Annotated in this window: 15 protein-coding genes; 6 read left to right on the top strand and 9 right to left on the bottom strand. The window is 57.1% G+C overall.

The genetic code is table 11. From position 1 onward, the window contains the following. Positions 1-249 precede the first annotated feature (249 nt). Positions 250-1,557, top strand: a complete 1,308-nt coding sequence (gene uraA / locus ABEV74_RS15460) for a uracil permease (RefSeq protein WP_430147245.1) — start codon at positions 250-252, stop codon at positions 1,555-1,557. 132 nt (positions 1,558-1,689) lie between these two features. Here uraA and ABEV74_RS15455 read toward each other — a convergent pair whose 3' ends face one another. Next, positions 1,690-2,565: a VOC family protein gene (locus ABEV74_RS15455; protein ID WP_430147242.1), complete on the bottom strand. Its 876-nt coding sequence runs from the start codon at positions 2,563-2,565 to the stop codon at positions 1,690-1,692. A gap of 241 nt (positions 2,566-2,806) precedes the next feature. On the opposite strand from ABEV74_RS15455, the gene ABEV74_RS15450 reads away from it, so the two are divergent. Continuing rightward, positions 2,807-3,580 (top strand): YheC/YheD family protein, encoded by a 774-nt coding sequence (locus ABEV74_RS15450; RefSeq protein WP_430147240.1) that lies wholly within the window; start codon positions 2,807-2,809, stop codon positions 3,578-3,580. Between the two features lie 22 nt (positions 3,581-3,602). Here ABEV74_RS15450 and ABEV74_RS15445 read toward each other — a convergent pair whose 3' ends face one another. From ABEV74_RS15445 to ABEV74_RS15430, 4 genes are all read right to left on the bottom strand, one after another. Then, positions 3,603-5,000, bottom strand: a complete 1,398-nt coding sequence (locus ABEV74_RS15445; protein WP_430147237.1) for an MDR family MFS transporter — start codon at positions 4,998-5,000, stop codon at positions 3,603-3,605. A 149-nt stretch (positions 5,001-5,149) separates the two neighbouring features. After that, positions 5,150-5,731 carry an ATP-dependent Clp endopeptidase proteolytic subunit ClpP gene (gene clpP / locus ABEV74_RS15440; protein WP_430147235.1) on the bottom strand — a complete coding sequence of 194 codons (582 nt, stop codon included), beginning with the start codon at positions 5,729-5,731 and terminating at the stop codon, positions 5,150-5,152. 15 nt (positions 5,732-5,746) lie between these two features. Continuing rightward, on the bottom strand, positions 5,747-6,469 hold the full coding sequence (locus ABEV74_RS15435) for an RNA polymerase sigma factor (RefSeq protein WP_430147233.1): 723 nt from the start codon (positions 6,467-6,469) through the stop codon (positions 5,747-5,749). A gap of 193 nt (positions 6,470-6,662) precedes the next feature. Continuing rightward, on the bottom strand, positions 6,663-7,004 hold the full coding sequence (locus tag ABEV74_RS15430; protein ID WP_430147231.1) for a DUF2512 family protein: 342 nt from the start codon (positions 7,002-7,004) through the stop codon (positions 6,663-6,665). 154 nt (positions 7,005-7,158) lie between these two features. On the opposite strand from ABEV74_RS15430, the gene ABEV74_RS15425 reads away from it, so the two are divergent. Then, positions 7,159-7,533, top strand: a complete 375-nt coding sequence (locus ABEV74_RS15425) for a hypothetical protein (protein WP_062493271.1) — start codon at positions 7,159-7,161, stop codon at positions 7,531-7,533. 183 nt (positions 7,534-7,716) lie between these two features. Here the strand turns inward: ABEV74_RS15425 and ABEV74_RS15420 are convergent, their stop codons facing one another. The 4 genes from ABEV74_RS15420 to ABEV74_RS15405 all read right to left on the bottom strand — a co-directional run bounded on the left by ABEV74_RS15420 (position 7,717) and on the right by ABEV74_RS15405 (position 11,525). Further along, positions 7,717-8,223, bottom strand: coding sequence for a metallophosphoesterase family protein (locus ABEV74_RS15420; RefSeq protein ID WP_430147338.1), 507 nt, complete (start codon positions 8,221-8,223; stop codon positions 7,717-7,719). Between the two features lie 28 nt (positions 8,224-8,251). Then, complete coding sequence (locus ABEV74_RS15415; RefSeq protein ID WP_244863703.1) at positions 8,252-9,256, bottom strand: serine hydrolase domain-containing protein; 1,005 nt, start codon at positions 9,254-9,256, stop codon at positions 8,252-8,254. A gap of 14 nt (positions 9,257-9,270) precedes the next feature. Beyond that, entirely contained in the window at positions 9,271-10,776 is a 1,506-nt protein-coding gene (locus ABEV74_RS15410) for a UDP-N-acetylmuramoyl-L-alanyl-D-glutamate--2,6-diaminopimelate ligase (protein ID WP_430147227.1), read from the bottom strand. A gap of 239 nt (positions 10,777-11,015) precedes the next feature. Then, entirely contained in the window at positions 11,016-11,525 is a 510-nt protein-coding gene (locus ABEV74_RS15405) for a lipocalin/fatty acid-binding family protein (RefSeq protein WP_062493275.1), read from the bottom strand. A gap of 234 nt (positions 11,526-11,759) precedes the next feature. Here ABEV74_RS15405 and ABEV74_RS15400 point away from each other — a divergent pair, with 234 nt between their 5' ends. From ABEV74_RS15400 to ABEV74_RS15390, 3 genes are read left to right on the top strand one after another with little or no spacing between them, the layout of a single operon-like run. Further along, complete coding sequence (locus ABEV74_RS15400) at positions 11,760-12,137, top strand: hypothetical protein (RefSeq protein WP_430147223.1); 378 nt, start codon at positions 11,760-11,762, stop codon at positions 12,135-12,137. 58 nt (positions 12,138-12,195) lie between these two features. Then, a complete protein-coding gene (locus ABEV74_RS15395; protein ID WP_430147220.1) occupies positions 12,196-12,690 on the top strand; it encodes a cation:proton antiporter regulatory subunit in 495 nt (164 codons plus the stop codon). Positions 12,691-12,693: 3 nt separating this feature from the next. After that, a complete protein-coding gene (locus ABEV74_RS15390) occupies positions 12,694-13,932 on the top strand; it encodes a cation:proton antiporter (protein ID WP_062493278.1) in 1,239 nt (412 codons plus the stop codon). The last annotated feature ends 32 nt before the right edge of the window (positions 13,933-13,964 follow it).

Raw genomic sequence — 13,964 nt, 5'->3', positions numbered from 1 at the left:
CTTCCCCGATAGTCCCCGGGTCTGTATGGTGCTCCGCATGTCTGCCGTCCTCGCTTTCCCAATCGTCCCGGCCCCGATCACCCCGGAGTCCCTGTCGTCCCTCGCTTCCCTGATCGCCCTTATCGTCCTCCAAGCCGGTTCCCGCGAGGTTTGCTATTTTTTTTTGAAGAAATAGGCTGTCAAAAGCCTTCGATTCTGGTAAGATGTTAAAGGTTTAAGCAAGATTAAGACGTTATTGGGGGAAATGATGTGAATCGTGTCATTCAGGTGGACGAGCGTCCGCCGCTGCTCCAAAGCTTGCCGCTGAGCCTCCAGCACCTGTTCGCGATGTTTGGCTCGACGGTACTGGTCCCGATTCTGTTCAAGGTCGACGTCGGGACGATTCTGCTGATGAACGGCATCGGCACGCTGCTGTATCTGTTCATTTGCAAAGGGCGGATCCCGGCCTATCTCGGCTCCAGCTTCGCGTTCATTTCGCCGGTCACGCTGGTCCTCGGCGACAATACGCCCGAGAAATATCCTTACGTGCTCGGAGCGTTCATCGTCGTCGGCCTCGTCTTTACGCTCGTCGGCCTGCTTGTGAAGGCGATCGGGACGAAGTGGATCGACATCGTCTTCCCGCCGGCCGCGATGGGCGCGATCGTGGCGGTAATCGGCCTGGAGCTTGTGCCCGTCGCCGCCCGGATGGCCGGATGGATACCGCCGGAGGGCGCTGCGGCCGCATCGTGGAGCCCCGACCCGAAAGCGGTGCTCGTCTCGTTCGCCACTCTGCTCATTATTATACTGGGCAACGTGCTGTTTCGCGGATTTCTGAAGATCATTCCGATTCTGATCGGGTTCGTTGCCGGATACGCGATCGCCTGGGCGGCGGGTCTCGTCGATCTTGCCCCCGTAAGAAAGGCAAGCTTCTTCGTGATGCCGGACTTTACGTTCCCGAAATTCGACCTGTCCGTCGTCCTGATCGTCTTGCCGGCGGCGCTGGTCGTCATCGTCGAGCATATCGGCCATCTGTTCGTGACGGAAAAGATCGTCGGACGCGACCTGACGCGCGATCCCGGCCTTCACCGCTCGCTGATCGGCAACGGCGTCTCCACGCTTCTATCCGGCTTCGTCGGCTCGACGCCGAACACCACCTACGGCGAAAACATCGGCGTCATGACGCTGACCCGCGTATTCTCCGTATTCGTCATCGGCGGAGCGGCGGTGCTCGCGATTATATTGTCGTTTTTCGGGAAGCTGTCGGCTGTCATCGCGAATGTGCCGACGCCGGTGCTCGGCGGCGTGTCGATTATGCTGTTCGGCGTCATCGCCGTAGCCGGACTCCGGATGCTCGTCGATGCGAAAGTCGATTACGGCAAACCGCAAAACATGATCTTGACGGCCGTCGTACTCGTTCTCGGCGTAAGCGGCACGAAGTTTGCATGGGGTTCTTTCGAGCTGAAAGGAATGGCGCTTGCCACCGTTGCCGCCATCGCGCTCAGCCTCTTCTTCAAGCTGATCGAAGTGCTCAGGCTCGGCAACAACGGGGATCCGGCGCCCGAAAGTACGAACGAATAACGATTCCAAAGCGCAGCAGCGCCGCCTTCGCCAACGCGACGGCGGCGCTGCTGCTTTTCGTCCGGCGAAAACGCAAGCGTCAAACCTTGTATCCGCTATAGATCCGGCCGTATATGAAGCGCCGCGGACGTCTCATACGACAGCTTCCGCCTCCGGCAGCCGGAAGCGGATGCGGATGCCGGAAGGGTCCAGCGCAAACGCCTCTTCCGCGTGGCGCTCGACTCGGCAGCCGGCTTCTTCCAGCCGCCGCAAGACGTCGCCGTAAGCTTGCGCATCGGGCGGAACGACCGTAAAGAAGCGCAGCCCGGGCGCGTTCTCCGGCGGCAGCGGAGCGCCGGCGCCTGCCCACGTATTCAATCCGAGATGATGATGATAGCCTCCCGCGGAGACGAACAAGGCCTGGGGGCCATAGCGGGCCGTCACGCCGAAACCGAGTATGCCGTGATAGAACGATCGGGACGCTCCCAGATCGCTTACATGAAGATGGACATGGCCCATCGTCGTTCCCTCGGGCATTTGTTGGCCTTTCCGGCCGACGGACGCTCTGAGCAAGCCCTCCAGGTCGAGCGGATCGGTTGACATCGCCACTTCTCCCCGCTCGTTCCAGGTCCACTGATCGCGGGGCCGGTCGGCATAGATCTCGATGCCGTTTCCGTCCGGATCGTGAATGTACAACGCTTCGCTGACGAGATGATCCGCCTGGCCGAACGGAATGTCGTGCTCGATCAGCCTTCTCAATGCTTCGCCCAAGCGGACGCGATCCGGAAGCAGGATGGCAAAATGATACAGTCCGGCATATGCGCGTCTCGGAAGACTGCCCGTAGCCCCTTCCTCAAGCTCCACAAGCGGTACGCCCGGAGGTACGCCCAATACGGCCGCGCCCTCCGACCGCTTCAGCAGCGTCAACCCGACAACTTCGCGGTAAAACGCAATGGACTTCTCCAGATCGACAATATTCAGCCGTACGCGCCCAAGTGCCGTTTGCGGGTGAATGGCTGCTTGATTCATGACCGTCCCCTCCAATTATCAATCTATATTTTAGTAACTTTATATTTGTAAGTATATAGGGACGGCGCCGCCATGTCAATTGCACGGCGGCGGAAAGAACCTCTTTCACTATATCCTATCGCTAATTTTCGCTATATTTTCCGCTATATCTTATATCGCCGTTTCGAATTGTGCGGCCCGTATAGTTATATGTACAGTCCCTGAGAGGCGTCCTGCATATGTTGGTCAAGAGGTGATTGCCGTGTTCAGGAAACGCTACAACAGCCGTGCGATATGGGGAAAGCTTAACGTTTGCCGTTATTTGAAAAGCGATAAGCGCACCCGGGCATTCGTTCCGCAAACGGCCCGTCTGACGGAAGCGTCGCTGAAGCGGATGGCCGCCGCTCACCGCTCGCTTTACATCAAGCCGGACATCGGTTCACTCGGCATCGGAATCCACAAAATGACGCGCACCGGCGACGGGTACGTGCTGAGGTCGACCCGCCGGCGCAGCGTGCGCAAGCGGACTTTTGCCAATCTGATGAAGCTATATCGCCATCTGCAATCGAAACGCCAAAAACGGATCGTTCAGCGCGCCATACCGCTCGACACCGTCGAAGCCCGGCCGTACGACATTCGCGCCATGGTGCAGCGCCGGCCGGGCGGGCCGTGGACTTGCACCGGCTTTCTTGTCAAAGTCGGCGCCGCCGACCGAATCGTCACCAACTATTATCAGGGCGGACAAATATGGCCAATCCGCAAGCTGCTGAAGCGCAAAAGGCTGCCCGAATCCGCAATCAAGTCGAAGATTCGCGATTTATCCCGCCTGTCCGAGAAGGTGTCCCGCATACTGGCGGCCAAACGGTCGGGCATGTACGAGATGGGAATCGACTGGGCCTTCGACAAGAACGGGAAACTGTGGATTCTCGAAGTAAATTCGAATCATCCGCAGTTTCATCCGCTTCGCAAGCTCGATCGGACCGCTTACAACCGGATGCGGTCGTTCGCGCGCAGCTATGGCCGCTACGACGCCTAGAGCGGGCTAACGGCAGATCCCGTCAGGAAGCGGCGGGCTCCGCCCGCTCTTCCTGCTTCGGCAAATTCAGCGAAAGAAGCAGCGCGACGAACGACAGCGCGAGAATGACGAGAAATATGCCATGCAGACTTGCTTCCAGCTTCGCGGGTTCCAGCGTGTTCGCGCTGCCGGTATGCAGCATCATCCCGAACACGGCGATGCCGACGGTCTGCCCCAGGTTACGGATGAAGTTGTTCATCGCTGTCGCAGAGCCCCGTACCTCCCAGCCGACGGCAGACTGGATGGCGACGGTGAACGACGTTAACGACAAACCGAACGACATGCCGGCAAGGAACGTGAAAATCATCAGCATCCAGACCGGCGTGGAGGCGGTCATCGTCGCGAAGCCGGCGCTGCCTGCGATAAGAAACAACGCTCCGGTTATCGAGAGACGGCGCATGCCGATTTTCGCCATCAAATTGCCCGCTACGATCGAACCGAGAGGCCATCCGACGGACAGCGGAATCATCGCCAGACCGGAATAGGTGGCCGATTCGCCGTAAACGCCCTGAATCCATAGCGGGACATAAAAGATCGCCGCCACATTAATGACGCAGATCAGAAAGCTGTCGGCGTTGGCCGTGCTGATCGTGCGAATTCGGAACAGTCCGAGCGGCACGATCGGCTCCGGGGAACGTCTTTCCGCGATGAAGAACGCTGTCAGCAAGACGGCGGCGCCCGCCAGCCATAACAACGTTCCGGTCCGGGAGACCGGCGTTCCGGTTTCGCCGCCGAGCAGCGTCAGCGCATACAGAAAACAGAACATGCCGCCGGCGAACGTCACGATTCCCGGGTAATCGATGTGCCGCTTCCTGCGTTCGAACGACTCGCGAAAAGACAAGTGGAACAACGTCAAGGCGACCATTCCGAACGGCAAATTCATGTAAAAGATCGCCCGCCACGACACATAATCGACGAGCAAGCCGCCGACCGGCGGACCGGCGATGCCGGCAATTCCCCAAATACTCGCGGTCCAACCGAGCACTTTGCCCCGCTGCTCGAACGGGTAAATATCCGCAATGATCGTATAAGGAACGGTAATGAGCGCACCGGCTCCGAGTCCCTGCACAACCCGGAACAGAATAAGCTGCTCCATCGTTTGGGACAAGCCGGAAAGCATGGACCCGGCAAGAAAAATAAGCGCGCCGGTCATGAAGACGCTTTTGCGGCCGTACAGATCGGCCAGCTTGCCGTATATGGGCGTTCCGATCACCGTCGCGAGCAAATAGACGGATATGACCCAGCTGTACTGTTCCAGCCCGTGCAGTTCGCCCGTTATTTTCGGCATGGCCGTACTGACGATCGTCCCTTCGATTGCGGCCAGAAACGTGGCGATGAATAACGCGAACGTTACCTTGCGCCTGTCTGTGGGGCCTTTCATCGCATCTCCACTTCCTTTGTTTCCATCATCAATAACAGATTCGACCGCCATTTGGCCGTTGCGGCCATTACTCCATTATAACGACCGGCGGCCCGACGGATCAATACGTCCGGCGGGCCGCTGCATGGAAACTGGCATGAGCCAGGAAACTACAAGGCGGAAATGATACGGTCGACCAAACCGTAGGTTGCCGCTTCATCGGCGCTCATGTAATAATCGCGGTCCGAATCGCGTTCGATCCGCTCGATCGGCTGACCCGTATGCTTCGCCATAATCCGGTTGACTTTTTCTCTCGTGCGGAGAATCCATTCCGCATGGATTTTGATGTCGACCGCCTGGCCTTTGGCTCCGCCAAGCGGCTGGTGGATCATCATTTCGCTGTTGGGCAGCGCATACCGTTTGCCCTTCGTTCCTCCGGCAAGCAGCAGCGCGCCGAAACTCGCCGCCATGCCGATACAAATCGTCGATACGTCGGGCTTGATGTACTGCATCGTATCGTAAATCGCCATGCCGGCCGTTATGGAGCCTCCGGGGCTATTGATAAACATCTGGATATCCTTCTCCGGATCGTCTGCCGCCAGAAACAGAAGCTGCGCCACAACCGCATTCGACATTTGGTCGTCGATTGCGTCGCCGACCAGTACGATCCGGTCGCGCAGCAGACGCGAATAGATATCGTAGCTCCGCTCTCCGCGGCTCGTCTGCTCCACGACATAAGGGACTAGACTCATCCTGTTCGCCCTCCTTTACGCCGACATCAGCGCCATTGCCGTGCCGCCGTCCAGTCGGCATTCCGGCGCGCCGTCCGGACGGGAAACGATGACAAAGGCTGTCGGCGTACTGTCGAATCCGTCATCTTGAACGAGCCGGATAAGCGCGTAAGCATCGCCGATGCGGAAGGCGGCCGCAAAAGCGTATGCCAGCTCGCGCTTGACGCTCCCGCTCCGCTCCGGCAGCGCCTCGACGCCGGCGCGGCGCATTCGTTCCAGCGCTCTGCGCGCCCGGTACAGCGCCGATTTGACCGCTCCTTCCGAACAGCCGAGCATATTCGCCGTCTCCGGCCCCGTATAGCCCATCGCTTCCCGAAGCAGAAAAATGACGCATTGCATCGGCGACAGACGTGAAAGCAGCATGTTCATAACCGCCTCCGTTTCTTCCGCAGCGTCCTTTTCGGCCGTTTTCATCCCGGGCAGACCGTTCTCCATCAGCTGCCGGAACAATCGGTTCCGCCGCTGCTGATCGATCCAGACGTTTTTGGCGATACGCAGCGCGTAAGCTACCGGATTGTCATGCTGCAGTCTGCGCTGCAGAACGGGCATCGCCTTCAGACACGCCTCCTGGGCCAAATCTTCCGCATCCCACGGCGATCCCGTGAGGGACAGACCGTAGCGGACAAGCGCGTCTCTTATCACGGCGATTTCAAATTCCAAGCCGCTGTCCCGGCCGCCTCGACCCCGTTGCGATGGCATCCCCGCACCTCCTTTTCTCTTCAAGACGCCTTCATTCTGTAAACGAACGGAAGCGGCCAAAAGATACGGCTTCATAAAAAAAACGAAGGCCGGCAGCCTCCGCTTGGTTTACTATATGACAATACTTGTCACGATTACAGTGAGCACTAGTGTATTGGGCTATTTGCGGTGGAACAAAAGTGTGATGAGTTTTTTATAAGCCTCCGAATACATTTTCGCGCAGAAAATACCGGTGATAGAAGTACTCCGTGATGCCCAGGATGACGGCAATAACCGTTATTTCTCCGGCGCTCAGATCCCAGCCCGTCAAAACGGCGGCCAGCCATAGCACGGCGCATGCCAGAATGAAATCCGCGACAGTGGCCATTCCATTATTCGTATAACGAAAAATAAACTGATCTCCGATGCCGTATGCGACGACTACGAGCAAAGTGGCGGCAACGAACGATTCCGAGAACGAAACGCCGGCATACAGCATAAGCAAAGGAACAACGACAATCCCGTTTAAGACCCATTTCACCAAAAAATTAACCATGAGCGGCCATCCTCCCGGTAGATCCTTGTCGCTTTAGTGATGCGCATCGCGCATCCCGCTTATTCGCGCCAACATTTGCAACGTTTGCAGCGCGATATTGCAGAAGAAGCCGGCGCAAACTATAACGAAAATTCAGCATTGGAAGGAGACCGTTATGGCGGAGAAAAATATTTTGGCTTTCTTCAAAAGCCCGGAAGAGGCGAAAGAAGCGCTGAACTTGCTGAAAGATGTCCGTGTCGTCGATTCGTCCGTCGATCGGATCGACGGCTACCCCGGCGACGGCATCGATCGTATCGAAAATCCGGTTACCGGCGATTTCCCCGGACTCGGGTATTTGACGCTCGGGGGCGATTTTGAAGACCGGGACGCGGCCGTGCTCGCAGCCGCAAGCGTCAGCGCGAGCGGCATGAGCTCCGGCGGGGACGACAACCAGACGACAGGACGCGATATTTTGCTGACGCTGGTCGTCGAAGAAGAGGATTACGAACGCGCCATGCAAATCGTCCGGCAAGCCGGGGCGCTCGTATAGCATTCGCGATCATGGCCACGCAAACGAGCCAAGGCGCTTGCTCGCCTTGGCTGTACGGCATTCGTCTCATCTGCGCCGCGGAGCCGACGGCCGCTGCCGCCGCGAACGCTGCCGTCGTGCCGCCGCTTCTTCCCGCTCCGGTTTTGTTGCCTTCTGCTTTTGGTAGGCACCAGCGGTCGGCGTTCACGTTTTGTCTTTGAAAAACAGATGCTCCGCCTTGACTTTGCCGTCATGAATGTGCAGCAAACCGAAAGAATACTGCGGCTGGCGCCGCTTGTCGGTAGGAGAGCCGGGGTTGAACAGCAGCGTATGGCCAACGGTCTTGCAGACCGGGATGTGCGAATGCCCGAATATAATGACATGAACCGGATTGTCGGCGAACGCGCTCATCGCGTTTCGCTCGGTGCCGCTTCGTCCAAGCGGCTGATGGCCGTGTACGATGCCGATGCGGACGCCCTCCAGCTCGAGCCGCTTCTTATATCCGAAACGGCGGACGATATCGCTGCCGTCGTTGTTTCCCGCAACCCCCTCCACCGGCGCAATCGCGGACAACTCCTCCCACACCGCTAGCGAGCACCAGTCGCCCGCATGCAAAATAAGATCCGCCTTTTTCAGCTTCTGCACGAGACGCGAAGGGAGCCGACGGGCCATTTTCGGCATATGCGTATCGGACAGCACTCCGATGAGCATCATTCATACGCTCCTCTCACTGTCGAACTTATGACAGGACTGCTTCGGCGATGCCGTCAAACAGAACCCGATGCGACAGGATCGCCTGATTGCGGCCGGCCGGGCGCTTGCGAACGACGACGACAAGATCGGCTGACGGGACGATAAACAGACATTGGCCGCCGTAGCCGAATGCAAACGGGCAATCGGCCCAGCGGTTGGCCGACCGCTCCGATATCCACCAATGATAACCGTATTGTCCGTAGATCGGCGGCTCATAATTCATCAATCCTTTATGCTTGGGCGAAAGCGAAGCGCGCACCCACCATTCCGGAACGAGCTGCTCGCCGCCCCAGCGCCCTCCCTGCAAATACAGCAGGCCGAATTTCGCCAAATCCCGGGAACTCATATGAATACCGGTTCCGCCCTCATTGATGCCCCCGTGATCGTTCCAACGCACATCGCGAACTCCCAGTTTATCCAATATATGCTTTCTGGCGAATACCAATGCCGACTCGCCTGTCGCCCGGGTCAGAATGGCCGAAAGCAAATGCGATCCGCCGGAATTGTAAGCGAACACCTGGCCGGGCGCGTGGGCGAGCGGCGTTTCGGCGACGAAACGGACCCAGTCGGCGGACGCTTTCATGCGCCGGTAAGGCTTGTCGAAATCGGGCCACTCGAGCCCTGACGTCATCGTCAGCAGATGCCCGATCGTAATCGCGCGCTTCCGCTCGTCGGCCGCCTCGGCCAGTTCCGGCAGCAGTTCGGCCGCCGGCTGCTCGGGCCCCGCGAGTATGCCTTGTCCGATCGCAATGCCGACAAGCGCGGAAAGTATGCTCTTCGTACAGGAATAGATGGCGGCTAGACGATCGTCCCCCGCTGCATGCCATTCCCATACCAGCTGTCCGTGCCGGACAACTACGACATCCCGCATTCCCCACTCCGGCAATTGCGAAGCCAGCGCCTCGAGCCTGGCGATGTCCATCCCGTTTTCATCGGCCGAGCCTTGCGGCAAATTCGAATCGTCCTGCATCGAATGCTCATCGCTCCCCATTCATCAGCTTCGTCTTATTTTACCACAGCCGCATTTTCAGCCTCCAGACGGCGAATCGTCTCGGCCGCAACTTCCGCATCGTCGAACGGAATGCTCGTCCCGTGCCACCATTGTCGGGTTTCATGCCCTTTGCCGGCGATGACGACGCTATAGTCCGGATCTTGCCGGGCCGTATCCAGCGCGCACGCGATCGCTTCGCGCCGGTCCGGTATAATGACGGCCTTGCTGCGGCAAGATGCGTGATCGAGACCTTTATACATATCGGACAATATGCGGATGGGATCTTCCGAATGAGGATTGTCCGTCGTAAAGATGGTCCGGTCGGAATATTGAGCCGCAATCCGCGCCATGACCGGGCGTTTGCCCTTGTCCTTGTCGCCTTCGCATCCGACGACGCTGATCAGCTTGCCGCCATGCTCCCGCGCTGTTTGCAACAATTTTTTCAAACCGTCCGGATTATGGGCGTAGTCGACGATCACGCGGTACGGTTGGCCTGCCCGGACGAACTGATACCGCCCCTTCACGCCGCGGAAGCCGCTCAGCGCTTCCCGGATTTCCGCCGGGGACAATCCTTCCCGAAGTGCCGCCGCAGACGCGGCCAGCGCATTATAAACGTTATGCATGCCAAACAGGGGGAGCTCGACCTCGAATGTTTCGTTCGCCGCAGCGATAGCGAATGCCATGCCTTTGTCCGTGCTGCGAATGCCGACCGCTCTGACGTCTGCACGGCGGCGGATGCCGTAACGGATAACTTCCGCCCGGGATGCCCGAACCATCAAATCGGATGCCGGATCGTCCGCGTTGACGACTGCGATCGGGTGCCCGGCACCGGGGCTAAGGCTGTCGTCGAACAGCTTCGCTTTGCAATCGGCATAGGCTTTCAAAGTGGAATGATAGTCGAGATGATCGCGGGTCAGATTGGTGAAGACGGCCAGATGGCGCCGGCAGCCGTTCATTCTCCCCATCGCCAGCGCCTGGGAAGACGCTTCGATGACGGCATATGCCGCTCCCCGGTCGGCCATCAAACGCATGTACCGCTGAAGGTCGACCGATTCCGGCGTCGTATTCGCCGTCTTCTCCTCGAAATCGCCATACGCGACGCCCAATGTGCCGATGATGCCGGCCGGTCGGCCGGCATGCTCCAGCAAATGGCGAATCATATGGGTCGTCGTCGTCTTGCCGTTCGTCCCCGTCACCCCGATCACTTTGAGCTCACGGGTCGGATCGCCGTAAAACGCTACCGCCAGCCTTGCCATCACGTTTCGGATATCCGACACCTGGATGACGGACGCATCCGTTCCCGCTATGTCTACCGGGCGTTCGACAAGCAGTGCCGCCGCTCCGCGCGACACCGCCTCCCGGGCGTACAGATGTCCGTCTGTCCGCAGTCCGGGGACGCAAACGAACAGCGTCCCTTTGCCTGCTTTCCGGGAGTCGAACTGGATGTCGGCTATGTCGGGGTCCGTTTGTCCGGCAAGCTGAACGCAAGGAATATGCCGGATCAGCGATGACAATTTCATAGATGAAAAGTCCTCCTGTGTCAGTGATTCGTTCTCCTTATGTTCAACATAACCCGTTCATGTATCGATCCTGTTGCCAAGCGATAAACATCTGGTAACGAGTGTTCCCCAAAGCCGAAAACTCAATGTAACGAACAGGCAACAGGTAACGGACTCCGCCAAGCCCCCGCGCAAGTAAAAAGGCGGATCTTCCCGCTACCCGGAAAGATCCGCCCTCATTATTCGAGCGATAATACGGTTTATGGAATAAACTGCTGAACGACCTTGACGATGACGCCATTCTTCACTGTCAGATGATAAGGAAAATCTTTCATGCCGAATCCGTCGTTTGCTTCGATCAATTCGACGAACCGTTCCGCCGGCACTTTCTCATTCCATACAATTTCGGCTTCCGTCGGATCGCCCGTACGGTTGTACAATTGCAGCAGCACAACGGCATTGGCGTCCAGCTTCAACGTCCGCATCGTCTCGTCGTCATTGACGATATAATAGCCGTCCGGCGCTTCGGTCACTTCCGGATCGTTCTCCCGTTCGCGAAATACGGCGTTCGCCTCTTCTCCTTCGTACCAGTCCACCTGATCGAAAGTTACGGCATAACCGCCGTCGGCGCTCCGGATATGATCGATAAAAACGGTTATCGTGTCGGCCGTTCTCGGCACGGGTTCGTATTCGTTATTTTCGGCCAAGGCAAGTCCGACTGTGAACAAGCAAGCCACTGCAACAACCAAACTGATCGTCGTCTTCTTCATTATGTATCGCTCCCTTGACCTTTTCGCATTCGTTTTTTCGCTCTTCTATAATATAAGACGATCGGGATGCCATTTATGTTGCATATATATGCCCAAATTGTTGAGATTTTCTCGGTTTTCTTGACTTGAATGAAGCAAAACGGTATCCTTGAACCTGATTGTGTAGGCATGAGCGAAGGCTGGGGCTAAAAGAGCAAAACAGGGAAAAAATGAAGGAAGGGGAAGCGTTCCAAAATGATCGAGAACCGACTGGTCCGTTTACTGCTGCTGCTTGTTTCCATCGCTGTCGCATGGGCCGGCGTCGTCCCCAATTTGGCTGAAGACGAGCTTCCCCTGCCTAATGAGCGCTCTCAGCTCGCCGAGCGTTCCGCATTGGAGCAGAAAGCGACCGTGCGCAGCGCCTATCCGACCAAGCCGCAGCTGTTGACGAAAGCCCAGCCCATCACCGCGCTGCCGGCGTTCCCCGCGCTGTCCTACATACGCAGGCTTCAACGCAGGCTCGCCGCGAAGCGCAGAACCCGTTCGGCCATAGGCCTCGGGTTGAAGCTGCTGATGCTGATGCCGATCAAATGCAACACGACCTTTTTATCCGGTAAATTGCGGAAGGTATGAAGCATTGCGGTCAAGTCATGACAAATATACAGAACTCACTATACGGAGGTCATAGTTCATGAATATTCGCGAATCGGATTTGCCAGGCATCGGGCGGAAATTTCAGATCGATACGAAGAGCGGAGACAAGATGGTCATCGTCATTCACGATGACGGCCGGCGAGAGCTGTACCACTTCGATTACGACGATCCGGACGATTCGGTGTCGATGGTGACGCTTGACGACGACGAAGCACGGAGCATAGCCGGCATCGTGGGCGGCATGGCCTACAAGCCTAAAGCTTTGGAAACGATCGAAATCGCGCTGAACGATTTGATTATCGAATGGTACAAAATCGAACCGGGAGCGGCATGCATTGGCAAAACGATAGGCGAAATGCAAATCCGGCAAGAAACCGGCGCTTCGATTATCGCTGTCGTCGAGCATGACCATACGAAGCAAATCAACCCCGGTCCGGATTATGTGTTCCGCGTCAACAGCACGCTTATCGTAGCGGGCGAACGCCAGCATATTAAAAAGCTGAAGAACATCCTCCTAAGCGAGAGTGAATAACGAATGGACCATACCGTATTCCAGCTTGGTCTCGCCGTTACACTTATCGCTCTCGCTGGCCTTCTATCAAGCAAGCTGCGGTTCTCCGTCATTCCGTTCTATATTTTGATCGGAATGGCCGTAGGACCGCACGCTCCGGTTGTCGGGCTGTTCGATTTTCGATTTATCGAAAGCGCGTCGTTAATTGAGTTTCTGGGAAGACTCGGCGTCCTGTTCCTCTTATTTTACCTCGGTCTTGAATTTTCCGTCGGCCGGCTCATCAAGTCCGGCAAATCGATCGCAGTCGGCGGAACCATTTATATTGTCATCAACTTTACGCTCGGCCTTCTGTTTGCCTGGATCGTCGGCTTGCCTTTCAAGGAAATACTCGTTGTCGCAGGTATTACGACCATTTCGTCCAGCGCGATTGTCGCCAAAGTTCTGATCGACCTGAAAAGGACGGCCAATCCGGAGACCGAGATGATTCTCGGTATCATCATGTTCGAAGATGTTTTCCTCGCCGTCTACATTTCCATTCTGTCCGGGCTTGTGCTCAGCGGCTCGAGTTCGTTCGTCGATGTATTGATATCCGCGGGCGTTGCACTCGGTTTCATGCTGATCGTCCTGATCGTCGGCCGCAAATGCGCACCGCTTTTAAACCGGTTATTAAATATTCGCTCCAATGAAGTGTTTCTGCTATTTATCTTCGGATTTCTGTTCCTGATCGCCGGCTTCTCCGAAACGATCCATGTTGCCGAGGCGATCGGTGCGCTCCTCTTCGGGCTCGTGCTCGCCGAAACGGAGCATATGAAACGGATCGAGCATATGATCTTGCCGTTCCGCGATTTCTTCGGCGCCCTGTTCTTCTTCAGCTTCGGTCTTACGATCGATCCGCTGTCGCTGGGAGACGCCGTATGGTTGTCGCTTGGTGCCGTCGTCATTACGCTGATCGGCAATTTTGTCGCCGGGATGCTGGCCGGTCGCATGGCCGGACTGTCGAACAAGTCGTCCGCCAACATCGGCTTGACGATCGTTTCCCGCGGCGAGTTTTCGATCATTATGGCGAATCTCGGCAAAGCCGGAGGATTGCTTGCAATCCTGCAGCCGTTCGCCGCACTGTACGTTCTGATTCTCGCCATTCTCGGCCCTCTGCTTACGAAGGAATCGAAAACGGTCTACAAAATTATCAACAAAATTTTCAGACTGGATAAGCCTAAAGCGGCGGCCGTAAGCAGCGTTCCGGACCGGGACAGAGAAGGATAAATCAGGCGTCGGGCACAAAATGGCCTCCACCC

The sequence above is a fragment of the Paenibacillus cisolokensis genome, from assembly GCF_050481165.1.
In the GTDB taxonomy this organism is placed as follows: domain Bacteria; phylum Bacillota; class Bacilli; order Paenibacillales; family Paenibacillaceae; genus Paenibacillus_AH; species Paenibacillus_AH cisolokensis.
The sequence above is the reverse complement of the archived record's forward strand: the minus strand, read 5'-3'. Positions and strand labels throughout refer to the sequence as shown.

What these genes read in the sequence shown, in the direction of transcription:
- ABEV74_RS15455 (WP_430147242.1), bottom strand. Translation starts at nt 2,565, where the DNA reads ATGAATCAAGCAGCCATTCACCCGCAAACGGCACTTGGGCGCGTACGG.
- ABEV74_RS15445 (WP_430147237.1), bottom strand. Translation starts at nt 5,000, where the DNA reads ATGAAAGGCCCCACAGACAGGCGCAAGGTAACGTTCGCGTTATTCATC.
- clpP (WP_430147235.1), bottom strand. Translation starts at nt 5,731, where the DNA reads ATGAGTCTAGTCCCTTATGTCGTGGAGCAGACGAGCCGCGGAGAGCGG.
- ABEV74_RS15435 (WP_430147233.1), bottom strand. Translation starts at nt 6,469, where the DNA reads ATGCCATCGCAACGGGGTCGAGGCGGCCGGGACAGCGGCTTGGAATTT.
- ABEV74_RS15430 (WP_430147231.1), bottom strand. Translation starts at nt 7,004, where the DNA reads ATGGTTAATTTTTTGGTGAAATGGGTCTTAAACGGGATTGTCGTTGTT.
- ABEV74_RS15425 (WP_062493271.1), top strand. Translation starts at nt 7,159, where the DNA reads ATGGCGGAGAAAAATATTTTGGCTTTCTTCAAAAGCCCGGAAGAGGCG.
- ABEV74_RS15420 (WP_430147338.1), bottom strand. Translation starts at nt 8,223, where the DNA reads ATGCTCATCGGAGTGCTGTCCGATACGCATATGCCGAAAATGGCCCGT.
- ABEV74_RS15415 (WP_244863703.1), bottom strand. Translation starts at nt 9,256, where the DNA reads ATGGGGAGCGATGAGCATTCGATGCAGGACGATTCGAATTTGCCGCAA.
- ABEV74_RS15410 (WP_430147227.1), bottom strand. Translation starts at nt 10,776, where the DNA reads ATGAAATTGTCATCGCTGATCCGGCATATTCCTTGCGTTCAGCTTGCC.
- ABEV74_RS15405 (WP_062493275.1), bottom strand. Translation starts at nt 11,525, where the DNA reads ATGAAGAAGACGACGATCAGTTTGGTTGTTGCAGTGGCTTGCTTGTTC.
- ABEV74_RS15400 (WP_430147223.1), top strand. Translation starts at nt 11,760, where the DNA reads ATGATCGAGAACCGACTGGTCCGTTTACTGCTGCTGCTTGTTTCCATC.
- ABEV74_RS15395 (WP_430147220.1), top strand. Translation starts at nt 12,196, where the DNA reads ATGAATATTCGCGAATCGGATTTGCCAGGCATCGGGCGGAAATTTCAG.
- ABEV74_RS15390 (WP_062493278.1), top strand. Translation starts at nt 12,694, where the DNA reads ATGGACCATACCGTATTCCAGCTTGGTCTCGCCGTTACACTTATCGCT.